This window comes from Microbacterium sp. MYb54 (genome assembly GCF_002979515.1).
Classification (GTDB): Bacteria; Actinomycetota; Actinomycetes; order Actinomycetales; family Microbacteriaceae; genus Microbacterium.
Map to the genome: position 1 here is coordinate 90,741 of NZ_PCPA01000001.1, position 16,335 is coordinate 107,075.

Genomic DNA, 16,335 nt, shown 5'->3' on the forward strand with positions numbered 1-16,335 from the left:
GCATAGAATGGAAACCGGCTCCCGCCGGTCCTCGCGCGTCCCGCGTGCTCCGGTGGGAAGAAGATCCACTGTTCGTACGGTCCTGGCTCACGCCACACGCGAACAACGAGAACGGCCGGCGGCTTCATGATGATCCCGCGGCCTTCACGCTCAGGAGGAGCATGCCGACTACGGCAACCGCCGCCACGCGGCGCAAGAAGACGTCCCGTCGTGACGACGAGGCACCCCTGATCCCGATCCTCGCTCGCAAGGTGCGTGAGATCGAGGCGAAGTCGCAGCGGGGGAAGCTCGGCCCGACGAACAGGGTGAAGTTCCAGGTGATCGCCTTCCTGGTTCGCGAAGAGCGCGCCAGGGTGAAGGCCGATGCCGAGATCGGCGATCCTGCCCGCGCCGAGCTGCTCAAGCGGCTCGACGGCGTGGCCACGATCCTCGCGAAGACGGCCGCGCGCGACACGTCGCTCATCCAGCTGCTCGAGGCGGATCAGGCCACTTCGCCTGTGGCGAAGCGCATGCGCCGCGACTGGCTGCTCGAATCCGGTGCGGAACTGGCCCCGGAAGAGCTCATCATCGCGGACGCGGCTCCCGTGCAGATCTCCACGGTTCCCGCCGCGATCGCCGAGCGGCAGGTCACTCCGCCGTCCGTCGAGTCGCGGCAGCTGGCCAACCCGTTCCTCCCACCAGACCTGACACCGCGCTCGACGGTCACCCCCCGTCGTCGCCTCGACGGCTGGGAGCTCATGGGCCCCCTTTACAAAGCCTTCGAGACGGGGGCCGGCGGATCCGCCGCATCGATGGACCTGCCGCCCGCACCGGAGTACGACCACCTCTCGCCCAAGGGCCTCGAGGTCATGGTGCATCAGTCTCGGTTCCTCGAGGCAGTGAAGGCGGGACACCGCAGTTTCCTCCTCGCCGATGAGCCGGGCCTCGGCAAGACGGCCCAGTCCGTGCTCGCCGCCTCCGTCGCAGGGGCCTATCCGCTGCTCGTCGTCGTGCCCAACGTCGTGAAGATGAACTGGGCGCGCGAGGTCGAGCGTTGGACACCGCAGCGTCGCGCGACCGTCATCCAAGGCGACGGCACCGACATCGACGCTTTCGCCGACGTGTTCATCGTGAACTACGAGATCCTCGACCGGCACATGTCGTGGCTCGCCTCGATCGGACTGCGCGGAATGGTCGTCGACGAGGCGCACTTCATCAAAAACCTCTCGTCGCAGCGTTCGCAGAACGTGCTGTCCCTCGCCGCACAGGTGCGAGAGCGCACTCCGGGACACGATCCCCTGATGCTCGCTCTCACCGGTACGCCTCTGATCAACGACGTCGAGGACTTCGACGCGATCTGGCGGTTCCTCGGCTGGACGACCGGTGAGAAGCCGGGCCCCGAGCTCATGGAGAAGCTCGACGCGACCGGCTTCACGCCTGCGGACAAGGCGTTCTACCCTGAGGCGCGCGATGCCGTGATCTCGATGGGTATCGTCCGACGCAAGAAGAAGGACGTCGCCGCAGACCTCCCCGACAAGCTGATCGCCGATCTTCCGGTGCAGCTCGACGACGAGTTCGGGCGCAGCATCCGTCAGGCCGAGCGCGAGCTGGGCGAGCGGCTCGCCGCGCGCTACCGTCGCATCATCGAGGCGCGCGGAGATCGCGGGCTCGCTTCGGGCGAGATCGACGAGGACATCGTGCGTCTCGTCGCCCAGAATGAGCTCGAGGAGTCGAAGGCCGCCGGCACCGGGGGAGACAACGTCTTCACCATGGTCCGTCGCATCGGTCAGGCCAAGGCGCCGTTGGCCGCAGACTACGCCGCCCAGCTGCAGCGCTCGGTCGGCAAGGTCGTCTTCTTCGCGAAGCACATCGACGTCATGGACCAGGCCGAGGCGCATTTCGCGGCCGCGGGCATCCGCTCGGTGTCGATCCGAGGCGACCAGACGTCCACGACCCGCCAGCAGGCCATCGACGACTTCAACAGCGATCCCTCGGTCGGAATCGCCGTCTGCTCGCTCACAGCGGCAGGTGTCGGCCTCAACCTGCAGGCCGCCTCGAACGTCGTGCTCGCGGAGCTGTCGTGGACCGCTGCCGAGCAGACCCAGGCGATCGACCGCGTGCACCGTATCGGTCAGGATGAGCCGGTCACCGCATGGCGCATCATCGCCGCGCACACGATCGACACCAAGATCGCGGAGCTGATCGACCAGAAGCAGGGCCTCGCGGCGCGGGCTCTCGACGGCGAAGCGGTCGAGGATTCGGCAGCGGAGCCGGTGCAGCTGGCGGCGCTCATGCATCTGCTGCGCCAGGCGCTGGGCGCGGCATAGCCGTCAAGAACCGAGGTTCTTAACGGCCAGATCGGCGCAGTGTCGTGCGAGATCGGGAAGTTCGTCGACATGGGTGATCCGAGTCGTCAAGATCGAGGGTTTTCGTCTGCTTCGAATGGCGCCCGGGTACGCCGGGGCACTAGTGTCGATCGAAGGCAGCGTCGCCTTTTCCCCCCATCTCCCGAACGTCTGAAGGCACCAGCATGAAGATCGGCATCCTGACGAGCGGCGGCGACTGCCCCGGCCTCAACGCGGTCATCCGCGGCATCGTGCTCAAGGGCACGACGGCATACGACCTGGAGTTCGTCGGCATCCGCGACGGATGGCGGGGCCTCGTCGACGGCGACTTCATGCCGCTGACCCGCCACGAGGTGAAGGGGCTGTCGAAGGTCGGCGGCACGATCCTCGGCACCAGCCGCACGAACCCGTATGAGGGTGCGCGCGGGGGAGCGGAGAACATCGCCAAGACCCTCTACGGGCACAAGATCGACGGCATCATCGCGATCGGCGGCGAGGGCACTCTCGCAGCGGCAGACCGCCTCGCGAAGGACGGCATCAACGTCATCGGCGTCCCCAAGACGATCGACAACGACCTGCAGGCGACGGACTACTCGTTCGGCTTCGACACTGCAGTGAACATCGCAACGGACGCGATGGATCGACTCCGCACGACCGGCGACTCCCATCAGCGTTGCATGGTGGCCGAGGTCATGGGCCGACACGTCGGCTGGATCGCGCTGCATGCCGGAATGGCTGCCGGCGCGCATGTCATCTGCATCCCCGAGGTGCCGATGTCGATCGGTGACATCACAGAGCTCGTCACCAGCGCTCATGACCGCGGCCGCGCGCCTCTGGTCGTCGTCTCCGAGGGGTTCAAGCTCCTCGGAATGGACGAGGCATACAGCGACAAGGGTCTCGACGCCTTCAACCGGCCTCGCCTCGGCGGGATCGGCGACCTGTTGGCTCCGGAGATCGAGCGCATCACCGGCATCGAGACGCGGGCGACCATCCTCGGACACATTCAGCGCGGAGGCTCCCCCTCAGCGTTCGACCGGGTTCTCGCGACGCGACTGGGTCTGCACGCGGCAGACGCGATCGTCGACGGCGCGTGGGGCCAGATGGTGGCGATGCAGGGGACCGATATCGTCCGGGTGCCGTTCGCAGACGCGCTCGGCGAGCTGAACACCGTGCCGCGCTACCGCTACGACGAGGCCGCTGCGCTCTTCGGCTGAGCCTGCCGTCTCGCCGGGTTCAGGCGATCACGCAGGATCAGGCGATCTCATGGCGAGACCGCCTGATCCGGCGCGCGGCTCACGCCGCGCGATCACTCCGCGGCGAGGCCGAGCGTGTCGAGCAGCCAGGCGAGCTCGAAAGCCCGCTCCTTCCAGGAGTTGTAACGTCCGCTCACACCGCCGTGCCCCGCGACCATCTCGCACTTGAGGAGCACGTCAGATGCTCCGGCCTCGCGCAGGCGCGCGACCCACTTCGCCGGCTCGACATACAGGACGCGAGTGTCGTTGAGCGACGTCACGGCGAGGATCCGCGGGTACTCGACGCCGTCTCGCACATTCTCATACGGGGTGTATGACTTCATGTACGCGTAGACATCCGCGTCGTGGAGAGGATCGCCCCACTCATCCCACTCGATCACCGTCAACGGCAGCGACGGATCGAGGATCGTCGTCAGCGCATCCACGAACGGCACGCCGGCGAGGATGCCCGCGAAGAGCTCGGGGGCGAGGTTCGCCACAGCCCCCATCAGCAGGCCACCCGCGCTCCCGCCCTCGGCCACCATCCGGGACGGCGTCGTCACGCCTGCGGCGACCAGGTGCTCGCCGCAGGAGACGAAGTCGGTGAAGGTGTTGCGCTTGTTGAGGAGCTTGCCGTCCTCGTACCACTGGCGGCCCATCTCGCCGCCTCCGCGCACGTGCGCGACGGCGAAGATCACGCCCCGGTCCAACTCGGAGAGGCGAGCGACCGAGAACCCCGGATCGATCGAGTGCTCGTACGAGCCGTATCCGTACAGGTGCACCGGGCGCGCTTCCGCACCAGGCTCACCGAACGAGCGCTTCCAGACCAGCGAGATCGGGACCTGAACGCCGTCGGACGCGGTCGCCCACTCGCGTCGCTGGTCGTACTCTGCCGGGTCGTAGCCGCCCAGGACGGGAACCTGCTTGCGCAGCACCAGCTCGCGGCTGGCGAGGTCGAGGTCGTACACGGTCCCCGGTGTGACGAACGAGGTGTAGCCGAGACGCAGGAACGGGGAGTGCCACTCCGGGTTCCCGCTCACCCCGGCCGAGTACAGCGGCTCAGCGAAGGCGATCTCATCGACGGCGTCGGAGGCGTAGTCGAGCAGCCCCACGCGCTCCAGCCCTTCACTGCGGTACTCCACGGTCGCGAAGTCGCGGAACGCGTCCACGCCGAGCAGACGCCTCCCCTGCTCGTGGGCGAGCACCACGTGCCGTTCGCCCTGCGGGTCGGATGCCGACACCGAGACGAGCTCGAAATCGAGCGCCTCGTCGTTGTGCAGCACGAGCAGCCGGTCTTCGCCGTCCACGACGGCATGTTCGATCGAGTACTCGATGCCCTCGCGGCGTGGCCAGACGAGTCGGGGTTCCGCTGTGAGGTCGCCCGTCAGGTCGACGAGGTACTCCTCGCTCGTGATGCTCGAGCCGACGCCGATGACCAGGTATCGGCGGCTGCGGGTGATCCCGGCGCCGAGCCAGAACTTCTCGTCAGGCTCGTGGAAGAGCTTGATGTCGTCCGACACCGCAGTGCCGAGGCGATGCAGCCACAGGGTGTCGGGGCGCCAGGCCTCGTCGCGGGTCGTGTAGATCACCCCGGTGCCGTCCGGGGTGAAGAAGGAGCCGCCCGTGTTCGGGATCTCGTCCTCGAGGGTCGTGCCCGTGGCGAGGTTGCGCACACGGACGGTGTACAGCTCGTCGCCCTCGAAGTCGGTCGACCAGAGCAGCTTCGTCGCATCGTCAGAGGTGTCGAATGCGCCGAGCGAGAAGAACTCGTGTCCTTCCGATTCGATGTTCCCGTCGAGGAGGACGACCTCACCGGGAACCGGGACGCCGGGTTCGAGACGCGGGGGAGTCCAGTCGTCGGGCTCGGCGGCGGCGCGGCAGTGAATGCCGTACTGCGCGCCTTCTTCGGTGCGGCTGTAGTACCACCAGTCGCCACGGCGGGTGGGGACGGAGAGATCTGTCTCCTGCACACGGCCCTTGATCTCCTCGAACAGCCGCTCCCGCAGGTCCGCGAGGTGGGCGGTCTCCGCATCGGTGTGGGCGTTCTCCGCCTTGAGATGGGCGATGACCTCGTCCGACTCCTTGGCTCGAAGCCACTCGTAGGGATCGTCGAACGTGTCACCGTGGTGGGTGCGGAGTGTCGAGCGTCGGTCGGCGGCAGGAGCGTCAGTCACCGTCTCACGCTATCCCAGGTCGAGTTGACCGGCACGGGGGAGGGTGGGAGGATCTACCGGGGCCGGTTAACGGAAGTCAAACCCACGGTGAACTCTTCGTTCATCACGTCGATCACGTCGGCATCTCCTTCCTCCTCAAACGACCGAAAGCGAACGGTGGAAACCGCAGCCCTCATCGTCGTGCTTGTCATCGCGCTGGCACTCTTCTTCGACTTCACCAACGGCTTTCACGACACGGCGAATGCCATGGCGACGCCGATCGCCACCGGCGCGCTGAAACCCAAGACGGCCGTCCTGCTCGCCGCAGTGCTAAACCTCGTCGGCGCGTTCTTGTCGACCGAGGTCTCAAAGACCATCTCCGGCGGCATCATCCGTGAAGACGCGATCATCTCCGCTGGAGCCGATCTCTTCCTTTCATTGATCTTCGCCGGCCTGATCGGCGCGATCACCTGGAACATGCTGACCTGGCTCCTGGGGCTCCCCTCGAGTTCCTCGCACGCGCTCTTCGGCGGACTCATCGGCGCGACGCTCGTCGGCTCGGGCCTCGGTGGCATCGACTTCGGCATGGTGCTCTCGAAGATCGTGCTCCCTGCCCTGATCGCCCCCGTCACAGCGGGTCTGATCGCCTTCGCAGCGACCAAGATCGCCTACTCAGTCACCCGTCGCTACGACGGCAAGCCCGACGGCCGCGATGGGTTCCGCTGGGGGCAGATCTTCACGTCGTCCCTGGTCGCCCTCGCCCACGGCACCAATGACGCGCAGAAGACCATGGGTGTGATCACGCTCGCGATGATCACGATCGGCTGGCAGTCCGGAGCGCACCACGAGCCCGAGCTCTGGGTCATCATCGCCTGCGCGTTCACGATCGCGCTCGGCACCTACCTCGGCGGCTGGCGCATCATCCGCACCCTCGGCAAGGGGCTGACCGACGTCAAGCCCGCGCAGGGCTTCGCGGCCGAGAGCTCGACGGCGGCGACCATCCTCGCCTCCAGCGCCCTCGGTTTCGCTCTCTCGACGACGCAGGTCGCCTCGGGTTCGGTCATCGGCTCCGGACTCGGTCGCCGCGGCTCCACGGTGCGCTGGCGGACCGCGGGTCGCATCGGCATCGGTTGGCTGCTCACGCTTCCCGCGGCGGGTGGAGTCGGCGCACTCGCCGCTCTGCTGGTCGTCTGGCTCGGCAACTGGGGCGTCGCAATCGATGCGGTCATCGCCGTCCTGATCATCCTCGGCCTGTTCATGCGTTCTCGCCGGAACGCCGTCACCCCCGCGAACGCGATGAGCGACGTCGCCGAGTCGGGGCGGGCCATCGAGCATCCGGACACTCCGCCCCCGACGCGCCGGCAGCAGCGAATCGAGCACGCCAAGGCCGAGGCCAGGGCGCGCGCCGAAGCGCGCGAGAAGGCGAAGGCTCAGGCGAAGAAGGATGCCGAGGCCAAGGCGAAGAAGAAGGCTCAGGCGAAGGCCGGTGCCGGAGCGTCGAAGTCCGCGGCGTCGTCGAAGAAGTCGGACTCTGACCGGAACGGGGAGTCGAAATGAACGTCGTCATCGACTGGGTCGCGTTCCTGCAGGTGTTCCTGGCCGCGCTCGTCGGCGCCACCGCCATCGTCACCTTCTACTCGCTCGGTCTGCGTCTGCTCGTGCGAAGCGGCCGTGCCCCGGTGGTGAGTCCTGCGGAGTTCACCGATGCGATCACGGTGATCACCGAGAAGGAGCTCAAGCGCGCTGAGAAGCAAGCGGCGAAGGCCGCGCGCAAGAGCCCGTTGACCGAAGGACAGAAGTCGCTCGCGCTCGTCGGAGCCTATGGATGCTTCGCGCTCTGCGCCGCCGCGGTGGTCGGTGGCATCCTGTTCCTCGTCGTCGGCCACTGAGGCCGCGAGGCCGGAAGGTTCCGGTCGTCGAGGTCGGCACCGCCGCATAGGCTGATGCCATGTCTGCAGGAACCGGCGCTTCGTATGTCTTCGGTCGGCACGAACCGGCGTCGCACGTGCTCATCCACGTCAGCGATCCGCACTTCCTCGCCGGGGGAGCGCATCTGGGCGGCCGCTACGACGTCGCGGCGAATTTCGCGCGGACTCTCGAAGCGATCCGAACGGTCCATCCGCATCCGGCCGCGATAGTCATCACGGGTGACCTGGCCGATCTGGGCGAGCCCGACGCCTATCAGCGCCTTCGCGCGGCTGTCGAACCGGTCGCGGAAGAGCTGAGCGCACCGGTCGTCTGGGTCGCAGGCAACCATGACGAGCGCCCTGCTCTGCGAGCGGGACTGCTGGGGCTGGACCCGACGGAGGAGCCAGTCACCGGCGTCTGGGACCTCGAGGGACTCCGCCTCATCGCGCTGGACACCAGCGTTCCGGGTTGGCATCACGGAGATCTCGACCGGGGGCAGCTGTCCTGGCTCGCCGACGTGCTCGCCGAGCCCGCTCCTCACGGCACGCTGCTGGCGATGCACCACCCGCCGGTACCGAGTCATCTGCCTCTCTTCGACATCCTGGAGCTGCGTCATCAGGACGAGCTCGCCGCCGTCATCCGTGACAGCGATGTCCGGGGCATCCTCGCCGGTCACCTGCACTACTCCTCGCACGGGCTGTTCGCGGGGGTCCCGGTGAGCGTGGCGTCGGCGACCTGCTACACGATGAACGTGGCGCGCCCCTCGGCCGAGGTGAACGGCATGGAAGCCGCGCAGGCCTTCCAGTTGGTCCATGTATATCCCGACACGATCACGCACACCGTGGTTCCGGTGACCGATGCGGCGACCGGCGACTACTTCTCCGAAGCATGGCTGGAGCGCATGTCGAAGCTCACACCGGAAGGGCGACTCGAGGCCTTCTCCCGCAAACCCGGACGCTGAGCGGCGTAGACTGGTGGGCATCCCCCACCCCTTTTCACCCGCCACGACCCACGAGGATGTGACATGGCTTCTGCCGCGCCTACCCTGACCCGTACCGAGACCGATTCGCTCGGGAGCATGGAGATTCCCGTCGACGCGTACTGGGGGATCCATACCGCCCGCGCCGACGCGAACTTCCCGATCACGAAGCGACCCATCTCGGTGTATCCCGACCTGGTGGTGGGGCTTGCGATGGTCAAGCAGGCGAGTGCCCGTGCCAACCGCGAGATCGGTGTGCTCGATCCCGAGCGGGCGGACCTGATCGACCGCGCAGCGCAGCGCGTGATCGACGGCGAGTTCCACGAGCAGTTCACAGTCGGCGTCATCCAGGGCGGTGCTGGCACCTCGACCAACATGAACGCGAACGAGGTCATCACCAACATCGCGCTCGAGCTCGCCGGCCGCGAGAAGGGCGATTACGCCTTCCTGTCGCCGATCGACCACACCAACCGCAGCCAGTCCACGAACGATGTCTACCCGACCGCGGTGAAGATCGGCCTCTCGCTGACGCTGCGCTCGCTGCTCGAGGAGCTCGACCTGCTGCGCCTCTCGTTCCTGGGCAAGTCGCGGGAGTTCCATGATGTCCTGAAGGTCGGGCGCACCCAGCTGCAGGATGCCGTGCCCATGACGCTCGGTCAGGAGTTCAACGGCTTCGCCACGACGCTCGGCTACGACCACACGCGCCTCACTGAGAACGCCTCGTTGATGTTCGAGATCAACATGGGCGCCACCGCGATCGGCACGGGTATCACGACGCACTCGGGCTACGCGCCTGCTGTGCTCAAGCACCTGCGTCAGATCACCGAGCTCGATCTGCGCACCGCCGGCGACCTGGTCGAGGCGACCAGCGACACCGGCTCGTTCATGTCGTTCTCCTCGACGCTCAAGCGCAACGCGATGAAGCTGTCGAAGATCTGCAACGACCTGCGTCTTCTCTCCTCCGGACCGCAGGCCGGGTTCGGCGAGATCAACCTTCCCGCGATGCAGGCGGGCTCCAGCATCATGCCCGGCAAGGTCAACCCCGTCATCCCCGAGGTCGTGAACCAGGTCGCGTTCGCCGTCGCCGGTGCCGACATGACGGTCACGATGGCTGCGGAAGCCGGACAGCTGCAGCTGAACGCCTTCGAGCCTGTCATCGCGCACTCGATCTTCCAGTCCATCACCTGGATGCGTCAGGCGATGTGGACCCTGCGCGTCAACTGCGTCGACGGCATCACGGCCAACCGCGATCGTCTGGGTGCGATGGTCGGCGCCTCGGTCGGTGTCATCACGGCCCTGACTCCGTTCATCGGCTACGCGGCGGCCGCGGCGCTCGCGAAGACCGCACTCCTGACCAACCGCAGCGTGGCCGACCTGGTCGTCGAGGCCGGCCTGATGTCGCGCGACGAGGTCGTCAAGCAGCTGTCACCCGCGCGTCTGTCGGGACTCGAGACCATCACGGCCGCGATCCCCGTGATCTCGCCGGAGGATCTCATCGAGATCTGATCGACTCCAAAGAACGAGGGGGATGGATGCCGTGGCATCCATCCCCCTCGTTCTGCGTCTGGCAGTCTCAGTCGGTGATGCGGCAGTGGGTCGTGAGTTCGCCGATGCCGTCGATGCCGACCGTGACGGTCGAGTGATCGCGAAGGAAGATCTGCGGGTCGCGCGAGTAACCCGCGCCGCCGGGGCTGCCGGTCGAGATGAGGGTACCGGGCAGCAGTGTGAGCGACTGCGAGAGGTGCGCGATCAGCTTCGCGACCGAGCGCACCATCTGATCGGTGCTGGCGTCCTGCACCGTGTGGCCGTCGACGACGGTCCAGATGTGCAGGTCCTGCGGGTCGGCGATCTCGTCTGCCGTCACCGCGAACGGTCCGGTGGGAGTGAAGCCGTCGAAAGACTTGCAGCGGGACCACTGCGCCTCGGAGAACTGGATGTTCCTGGCGGTGATGTCGTTGACGACGGTGTAGCCCCACACGTGGGAGAGGGCATCCGACTCGGTGACGTCCTTCGCGGGGGAGCCGATGAGCACACCGAGCTCGGCCTCGTAGTCGACGGCTTCGCTCAGGCTCCGTGGCCACGAGGTGGTCTGGTCGTGCCCCGTGAGCGAGTTCGGCCACAGCGTGAACACCGTGGGGGCGGCATCGGTCTTCAGCCCGAGCTCGCTCGAGTGTGCGGCGTAGTTGAGGCCGACGGCCAGCACCGCAGGGGGAGCGAGCACTGCGGACGCGTACTCCCAGTCGCCGAGCGGATGCCGCGCGGCGGTGTCGTCGGCCAGGGCGTCGCGCAACCGCTCGAGCGCTGCCTCGCCGCCCTCGATCAGCTGCTGCAGCGTGGCTGGAGCGTCGGTCAGGAGATCAGAGACGAGGATGGCGTCCGAGTCCTGCACCACGGCGAGAACCGCACCAGGGGAGTCAGGACGGCGCAGATGAGCGAACCGCATGCTACTACGCTACCGGGTGGCGGGCCGTGAGCGGGTGGAGGACTCGGCCATACCCGGGCCCTTACTCTTGTGCCGCATAAGCTTTGGCTATGAGTTTCGGAGGACCACCCCCGTCGCAGCCACCGCCCTATTCGCCGCCACCAGCACAGCCGGTGGGTCGACAGGGCTCTCCCGAGGGGCGGTACGCGGCGCCGGCACCCTCGCTGCCGCAGCAGGGGTACGCGTCTTCGTTGGCGCAGCCGACGCCGTACACGCCGCCGGCTCCCGTCGCTCCGTCGCCGGCCGAGTCGCTGCCGGCACTGCCGGTGCCGACGCGGAAAGGGCGCTCGGTCTCGCTCTGGCTGTTCGGATTCCTCGGCTTCCTGCTCCTCGCGCTGATCGGCTACTTCGGATGGGCTCTCGGCGCCGTCGCCTCCGTCGTCGGTCTGGTGCTGGCGCTCATTCCACTCACCGTCGTGTTCCTCGGTGTGCGGATCATCGACCGCTGGGAGCCCGAGCCGAAGCGTCTGGTGATCTTCGCGATCGCCTGGGGAGCGGTGGCAGCAGCCGGGCTCTCACTGCTCGTCGATGTCGGGCTGAAGGTCTTGATCGGCCCGACCAGCGATGCGTTCTCCGCCGTGGTGCAGGCGCCGATCGTCGAGGAGTTCTGGAAGGGTCTCGGTGTCTTCCTGATCTTCCTGCTCGCTCGACGCGCATTCGATGGGCCGGTCGACGGCGTCGTATACGGAGCGCTCGTCGGCGCGGGTTTCGCCTTCACCGAGAACATCCAGTACTTCGCGCTCAGCCTGATCGAGGGCGGGGGTGAGCAGCTGACGGTCACGTTCGGGGTCCGTGCCATCCTCTCGCCGTTCGCGCATGCGATGTTCACGGCTGTGACAGGCTTCGCGATCGGCCTCGTCGCGCGCCGTCACGGGTCGGCGCAGTCGGCACTCGGCGTCGGTCTGCTCGGCTTCGTCGGAGCAGTGCTGCTGCATGCCCTGTGGAACGGCTCCGCCACCTTCGCGGACTTCTTCGGGCTCTACTTCACCCTCCAGGTGCCACTCTTCATCGGCTTCATCCTCGGCATCATCGCGCTGCGCAGAGAAGAGGCCAGGCTCACCAGAGCCCGACTCGAGGACTATGCGGCGGCAGGATGGTTCACGCCGGAGGAGGTCACGATGCTCGCGACTCCCAGCGGTCGCAAGGTGGGCCTCGCATGGGCTGCCGGGCTTCGCGGAGATCGTCGTCCTCTGATGCGAGCGTTCATCAAGGACGCCACCGAGCTCGCTGCAGTCCGCCAGCGCGCCATCACCGGTCGCGATCCGATGGCGGTGGAGGATGAGCGTGCGCTGCTGATCCGCACCCGCGCCACCAGGGCGGCGCTGCTGGCCTACTGAGGCAGATCCTGGCGGAGTACCCTGCTCGGGAGGAAGGCGGTGGAGCATGAGTACATTCGTCGTGGTTCATGGTGGCGGAGACGTGGGCTGGTCCTGGCATCTCGTCGCTGCCGAGCTGAGAGCGCGCGGGCACGTGGTCTTCACTCCCGACTTGCCCGCCGATGACGACGCGCTCACTCTCGACGACTATGCCGACGCGGTCGTGGCGCACGTCGGTGCGCGGCCAGGGGTGGTCGTGGTCGGACATTCCTTCGGAGCCTTCACGGCGCCACTGGTCGCCGAGCGACTCTCGGCCGATCTCCTCGTCCTGATCGCGGGGATGATCCCGGCACCGGGCGAGCCGCCGGAGCGGTGGTGGGCGAACTCCGGATACCTCGCAGCGTCGCAGGCGCAGGCCGCTCTGGATGGTGGGCTGACGGGCAACGACGATCCGTATGTGAGCTTTTACAACGATGTCCCGCGCGACCTGGCCGAAGAGGCACTGCGACGAGAGCGGGCGCATCCGTCGCAGGCGGCGATGGAGGGGCCGTGGCCGCTGTCGGAGTGGCCTGCCGTGCCGACGAAGGTCATCGTGTTCAGCGACGATCGCTTCTTCCCTGCGGCCTTCCTCCGCGACCTCGCCCTCGAGCGTCTGGGAGTGCGCGCGGACGAAGTGCCGGGCGGGCATTGCGCGATGTTGAGCCGGCCGGCCGAGATCGCCGAGATGCTCGACGGATACGTCGGCTGAAGTCGAGGAACTCGCCCCTGGCAAGACTCAGCGCCCGACGCTGCGGCGATGCCTGCGAGTCTCCCGGGCGCTGAGTTGATCTGTAATCAGGGTGCACCCGACCCGTCGTGAGTGTCAAGAGCTTCTTGTCCGCCGACCACGACCCCGGTGTCGAGGTGTTCGCTGTGAGCAGGTGCGTTCGCGTTGACCGCGCCCGCGATGCTCGGGTTTGATGGAAGCATGACTGATCGCACAAAGCCTGAGTTCGACGCCCCCAGCGGGCCCGCTCCCGCGGAGCTCGTCATCCGCGACATCATCGTGGGTGACGGCGCGGAGGCCCAGCGGGGCGACACCGTGACCGTCCACTACGCCGGCGTCGAGTTCGAGTCCGGCGAGGAGTTCGACTCCTCGTGGGGACGCGGCGAGACCATCCAGTTCCCGTTGGCCGCTCTGGTTCAGGGGTGGCAGGAAGGAATCCCCGGCATGAAGGTCGGCGGTCGCCGCGAGCTCATCGTTCCGCCGCACCTCGCCTACGGTCCGGCCGGAGGAGGGCACTTCCTCTCCGGTAAGACGCTGATCTTCATCATCGATCTCATCGCGGTCTGACCCCCGTCTGACCTGCAACGAGGCGCCCCTCTTCTTCCGAAGAGGGGCGCCTCGTTCTGTGTCGGAAAAGAATCTTCATTCAGGGGAATATATGCGAGTGAATGTAAGTTGTCACAGGGGTCGCGGTGAACGCGGCCCTTGTCCCTTGCCGCAGCAGCGGCTGAAGTCTCCGGAGGAGAAACTATGACCAGCATCGAGATTCCCGGCTACCGTCCCGGCACCTGGGTACTTGACCCGGCCCACAGTGAGGTCACCTTCAGCGTCCGCCACATGATGATCTCCAAGGTGCGCGGCACCTTCGGTGTCAAGAACGCGACGCTGATCGCTCCCGAGAACCCTCTCGAGACCAAGGTCGAGGCGACCGTCGACGTCACTTCGGTCGACACCAATGACGAGGGCCGCGACGCGCACCTGCGTTCGGCCGACTTCTTCGACACCGAGAACTTCCCCACCATGGAGTTCGTGTCGACGGGCGCACGCGTCAAGGGCGATGACCTGTTCGTCGACGGCGACCTCACGATCCGTGGCATCACCAAGCCGGTGAGCTTCGAGCTCGACTTCGGCGGCTTCGGCACCGACCCGTACGGCAACTACAAGGCCGGTGCCTCCGCCAAGGCCGTCATCAACCGTGAGGACTTCGGTCTCACGTGGAACGCAGCTCTCGAGACCGGTGGCGTTCTCGTCGGCAAGGACATCACGATCAACCTCGACCTGCAGGGCGCTCTGCAGCAGGACTGATCCCGTCAGGCAGTTTCCATGAACCCCGGGCCCGTCAGGGCTCGGGGTTCTCTGCGTCGTAGTCGTGGAACCGGCGGTTGCGGCGGGCGAGCATCGCCACGAGGGCGATCACCAGGACTCCGCCCAGCAGCGGCGGGAACCACAGGGTCGTCAGGGTCGCGAGGGTGCCGGCGTACAGTGCTCCGACGCGCGGGCCTCCGGCCACCACCACGACGAACAGTCCCTGGAGACGGCCCCGCATGGCATCGGGCACTGCTGCCTGCATCATCGTGTTGCGGTAGATCGAACTGACGTTGTCCGAGGCGCCGGACAAAGCCAGCGCGACGCAGGCGGCGACGATCAGTCCGATGTGCGGAGCCGTCTCGCTGGCCGGAGATGAGAAGGCGCCGACGAGCAGCACGACGCTGAACAGCAGGATCGATGCGCCATAGGCCTCGACGGCCCGTGCGATTCCACGACCGTGCCAGCGGTACTGCACCACGCGGCCCGAGAACAGGCTCGACGTGAAGGTGCCGACCGCGACGGCGGCGGTGAGGATGCCGGTAGTGAGTGCTCCGCCGCCGAGGAGGACGGTGCCGAGGGCGGGGAAGAGGACGAGGGGCTGCCCGAAGGTCATCGCGATGATGTCGATGATGTACTGCATCCGGATGTTGCCCGCTTTGCGAAGGAATCGCCAGCCGTCGACGAGAGACTCGAGACCGGGGCGGACCGTCTCTCCCTCCGGCCGCAGCGACGGCAGCGTCCACAGTCCGAGGAACATCGACAGCATCAACACGACGTCGATCGTGTAGGTCCAGCCGTATCCGGTGAGCGCGACGAGGAGACCTGCCAGTGCAGGTCCCGCCATCACCGTCAGCCCGAAGGCGACGCCGTTGAGGGCGGATGCGGCGGCCAGCTGTGCCCGTGGGATGAGGCGCGGCACGATCGCTGTGCGCGTCGCCATGCCCACCGAGTTCGCCGCAGAGTTGATGATGCTCAGCACATACAGCCACCAGATGGTCTCCATGCCGGTCCAGGTGAGGGCTGCGAGCAGAGCGGTGGAGGCGAACGTGATCGTCGCCGCGATCAGGGCGACGCGACGTCGGTCGAAGGCATCCGCGAGCATGCCGCCGTACAGGCCGGCGAGGATCATCGGCACGAGGCCGGCGACGGCGATCATCGAGACGGCGAAGGTGCTCTGCGTCAGTGCGAACACATGCAGCATCACCGTGACGATGGTGAGCTGACCCCCGATGCCTGCGAGGGTCGAGCCGATCCACATTCGGGCGAATGCTGGGCTGGTCTTCAGCGGGGTGAGGTCGATCAGATGACCGCGCCGGGCGCTCACTCGTCGAACTTCTTCTGCACCTTCCGAGCCTAGTTGACGCCAGCGGAGGGCCCTCTCCGCCGGTGTCACCCAGGGGAGTCGTCGGCTGGTAGACTTTCGAGGTTGCCGTTCGATCGGCCGCGGATAAAGAGAGCCCACGCATCAGGCGTCGGGCGCCGCGCAACAAGCTGAAAGGGGATCGAATCTATGGCACTGGAAGCAGACGTCAAGAAGGCGATCATCGAAGAGTACGCGACGCACCCCGGTGACACCGGATCCCCCGAGGTGCAGGTCGCAATGCTGACGCAGCGCATCAAGGACCTCACCGAGCACCTCAAGGAGCACAAGCACGACCACCACTCGCGTCGTGGGCTGTTCCTGCTCGTGGGTCAGCGCCGTCGTCTGCTCGGCTACCTCCAGGACATCGACATCGCGCGCTACCGCTCGCTGATCGAGCGTCTCGGACTCCGCCGCTAAGGCACTGCAGGCCTGCGTACAATCGCGCAGAACATTCTTGAGAAGGCCGCCCCACGGTGTGGGGCGGCCTTCGTCATGTCTCGGGGT

The 16,335-nt window shown here is 66.9% G+C and carries 14 protein-coding genes; 11 read left to right on the forward strand and 3 right to left on the reverse strand.

What is annotated here, in order from left to right; genetic code table 11:
* Positions 1-161 precede the first annotated feature (161 nt).
* Together CQ040_RS00435 and CQ040_RS00440 are read left to right on the forward strand one after the other, a co-directional pair.
* A complete protein-coding gene (locus tag CQ040_RS00435) occupies positions 162-2,306 on the forward strand; it encodes a DEAD/DEAH box helicase (protein WP_105525583.1) in 2,145 nt (714 codons plus the stop codon).
* Positions 2,307-2,509: 203 nt separating this feature from the next.
* Positions 2,510-3,538 (forward strand): 6-phosphofructokinase, encoded by a 1,029-nt coding sequence (locus tag CQ040_RS00440; protein WP_028502848.1) that lies wholly within the window; start codon positions 2,510-2,512, stop codon positions 3,536-3,538.
* A 92-nt stretch (positions 3,539-3,630) separates the two neighbouring features.
* Here CQ040_RS00440 and CQ040_RS00445 read toward each other — a convergent pair whose 3' ends face one another.
* Entirely contained in the window at positions 3,631-5,730 is a 2,100-nt protein-coding gene (locus CQ040_RS00445) for a S9 family peptidase (protein WP_105525582.1), read from the reverse strand.
* 156 nt (positions 5,731-5,886) lie between these two features.
* On the opposite strand from CQ040_RS00445, the gene CQ040_RS00450 reads away from it, so the two are divergent.
* From CQ040_RS00450 to CQ040_RS00465, 4 genes are all read left to right on the forward strand, one after another.
* On the forward strand, positions 5,887-7,266 hold the full coding sequence (locus CQ040_RS00450) for an inorganic phosphate transporter (protein WP_105525680.1): 1,380 nt from the start codon (positions 5,887-5,889) through the stop codon (positions 7,264-7,266).
* Positions 7,263-7,598: a peptidase gene (locus CQ040_RS00455; protein WP_105525581.1), complete on the forward strand. Its 336-nt coding sequence runs from the start codon at positions 7,263-7,265 to the stop codon at positions 7,596-7,598. Before CQ040_RS00450 ends, CQ040_RS00455 begins: the two co-directional genes overlap by 4 nt.
* Before the next feature lie 59 nt (positions 7,599-7,657).
* Positions 7,658-8,578: a phosphodiesterase gene (locus CQ040_RS00460; RefSeq protein WP_105525580.1), complete on the forward strand. Its 921-nt coding sequence runs from the start codon at positions 7,658-7,660 to the stop codon at positions 8,576-8,578.
* 63 nt (positions 8,579-8,641) lie between these two features.
* Positions 8,642-10,102, forward strand: a complete 1,461-nt coding sequence (locus CQ040_RS00465; RefSeq protein WP_105525579.1) for an aspartate ammonia-lyase — start codon at positions 8,642-8,644, stop codon at positions 10,100-10,102.
* 67 nt (positions 10,103-10,169) lie between these two features.
* Here CQ040_RS00465 and CQ040_RS00470 read toward each other — a convergent pair whose 3' ends face one another.
* The gene (locus CQ040_RS00470; protein ID WP_105525578.1) at positions 10,170-11,039 is read right to left on the reverse strand and encodes a fumarylacetoacetate hydrolase family protein; all 870 of its coding nucleotides are present in this window, start codon (positions 11,037-11,039) and stop codon (positions 10,170-10,172) included.
* 230 nt (positions 11,040-11,269) lie between these two features.
* Here CQ040_RS00470 and CQ040_RS00475 point away from each other — a divergent pair, with 230 nt between their 5' ends.
* From CQ040_RS00475 to CQ040_RS00490, 4 genes are all read left to right on the forward strand, one after another.
* Entirely contained in the window at positions 11,270-12,415 is a 1,146-nt protein-coding gene (locus CQ040_RS00475) for a PrsW family intramembrane metalloprotease (RefSeq protein WP_308736897.1), read from the forward strand.
* Between the two features lie 46 nt (positions 12,416-12,461).
* A complete protein-coding gene (locus tag CQ040_RS00480; RefSeq protein WP_105525576.1) occupies positions 12,462-13,142 on the forward strand; it encodes an alpha/beta hydrolase in 681 nt (226 codons plus the stop codon).
* 219 nt (positions 13,143-13,361) lie between these two features.
* Complete coding sequence (locus tag CQ040_RS00485; protein ID WP_028502839.1) at positions 13,362-13,727, forward strand: FKBP-type peptidyl-prolyl cis-trans isomerase; 366 nt, start codon at positions 13,362-13,364, stop codon at positions 13,725-13,727.
* Between the two features lie 183 nt (positions 13,728-13,910).
* Entirely contained in the window at positions 13,911-14,465 is a 555-nt protein-coding gene (locus CQ040_RS00490; RefSeq protein WP_028502838.1) for a YceI family protein, read from the forward strand.
* 34 nt (positions 14,466-14,499) lie between these two features.
* Here CQ040_RS00490 and CQ040_RS00495 read toward each other — a convergent pair whose 3' ends face one another.
* A complete protein-coding gene (locus CQ040_RS00495; RefSeq protein ID WP_105525575.1) occupies positions 14,500-15,792 on the reverse strand; it encodes an MFS transporter in 1,293 nt (430 codons plus the stop codon).
* Between the two features lie 186 nt (positions 15,793-15,978).
* Between CQ040_RS00495 and rpsO the strand changes: the two genes are divergently transcribed.
* Positions 15,979-16,248 (forward strand): 30S ribosomal protein S15, encoded by a 270-nt coding sequence (gene rpsO, locus CQ040_RS00500; RefSeq protein ID WP_017830938.1) that lies wholly within the window; start codon positions 15,979-15,981, stop codon positions 16,246-16,248.
* Positions 16,249-16,335: the final 87 nt, after the last annotated feature.

What these genes read in the sequence shown, in the direction of transcription:
- CQ040_RS00435 (WP_105525583.1), top strand. Translation starts at nt 162, where the DNA reads ATGCCGACTACGGCAACCGCCGCCACGCGGCGCAAGAAGACGTCCCGT.
- CQ040_RS00440 (WP_028502848.1), top strand. Translation starts at nt 2,510, where the DNA reads ATGAAGATCGGCATCCTGACGAGCGGCGGCGACTGCCCCGGCCTCAAC.
- CQ040_RS00455 (WP_105525581.1), top strand. Translation starts at nt 7,263, where the DNA reads ATGAACGTCGTCATCGACTGGGTCGCGTTCCTGCAGGTGTTCCTGGCC.
- CQ040_RS00460 (WP_105525580.1), top strand. Translation starts at nt 7,658, where the DNA reads ATGTCTGCAGGAACCGGCGCTTCGTATGTCTTCGGTCGGCACGAACCG.
- CQ040_RS00465 (WP_105525579.1), top strand. Translation starts at nt 8,642, where the DNA reads ATGGCTTCTGCCGCGCCTACCCTGACCCGTACCGAGACCGATTCGCTC.
- CQ040_RS00470 (WP_105525578.1), bottom strand. Translation starts at nt 11,039, where the DNA reads ATGCGGTTCGCTCATCTGCGCCGTCCTGACTCCCCTGGTGCGGTTCTC.
- CQ040_RS00480 (WP_105525576.1), top strand. Translation starts at nt 12,462, where the DNA reads ATGAGTACATTCGTCGTGGTTCATGGTGGCGGAGACGTGGGCTGGTCC.
- CQ040_RS00485 (WP_028502839.1), top strand. Translation starts at nt 13,362, where the DNA reads ATGACTGATCGCACAAAGCCTGAGTTCGACGCCCCCAGCGGGCCCGCT.
- CQ040_RS00490 (WP_028502838.1), top strand. Translation starts at nt 13,911, where the DNA reads ATGACCAGCATCGAGATTCCCGGCTACCGTCCCGGCACCTGGGTACTT.
- rpsO (WP_017830938.1), top strand. Translation starts at nt 15,979, where the DNA reads ATGGCACTGGAAGCAGACGTCAAGAAGGCGATCATCGAAGAGTACGCG.